This is a genomic window from Variovorax sp. 01N429 (assembly GCF_056399425.1).
Genome location: NZ_JBFTRG010000059.1, coordinates 1 through 639, shown reverse-complemented (window position 1 = coordinate 639; position 639 = coordinate 1). Strand labels below are relative to the sequence as shown.

Here is a 639-nt window from a genome sequence, read left to right as displayed (position 1 = left end):
GGCATGGACCGGCGGGCGGTCGCCGCCGTGGCGGTGCTGGCGCTGCAGGCGGTCGTGCTGGCCGGGGACGGGTGGTGGCGAGCCCGTCCTCAGGCGGTTGCGGTGCCGCCGATGGTCGGGGTCTCCACCCGGGCGACGCCGGTTTCGGGTGCGGAACGGGCCCGTGTGGCACCGGGATCGGGCTCGGCTGCGGCCGCCGTGGCGCCCGGTGTCGAAGCGAGCGCTGCGCCCGTCGCGCCGTCGAACGTCTCGGTGCACGTCGTCGGCAAGGTCGCGCAGCCCGGTGTCCTTGCCTTGCCCGCCGGTTCCCGGGTGGACGACGCGCTCAAGGCGGCCGGCGGGGCGCTGCCCGGGACCGACCTGTCCGTCCTCAACCTCGCCCGCGTGCTGGTCGACGGCGAACAGATCCCGGTGGGCGTGCCTGGTGCCACGGCGCCGCCGCCGGTGTCTGCCGGGGTGCCGGGGTCGGCTGCCGCGGGCGCGGGTGGTGGCAAAGCCGCCGCGGTTGGCGGCATGGTCGATCTCAACACCGCGACCGCCGAACAACTCGACGCCTTGCCCGGAATCGGCCCCGTCATGGCCGCCCACATTCTCGATTGGCGCCGCGAACACGGACGTTTCACGTCGGTCGACCAACTC

1 protein-coding gene is annotated in these 639 nt (G+C 75.0%); it reads left to right on the top strand.

Annotation, left to right across the window (positions count from 1 at the left end):
* Window positions 1-639, top strand: a 639-nt coding sequence (locus tag AC1DSF_RS30550) for a ComEA family DNA-binding protein (RefSeq protein ID WP_478184061.1), incomplete at both ends; no start/stop codon positions are given.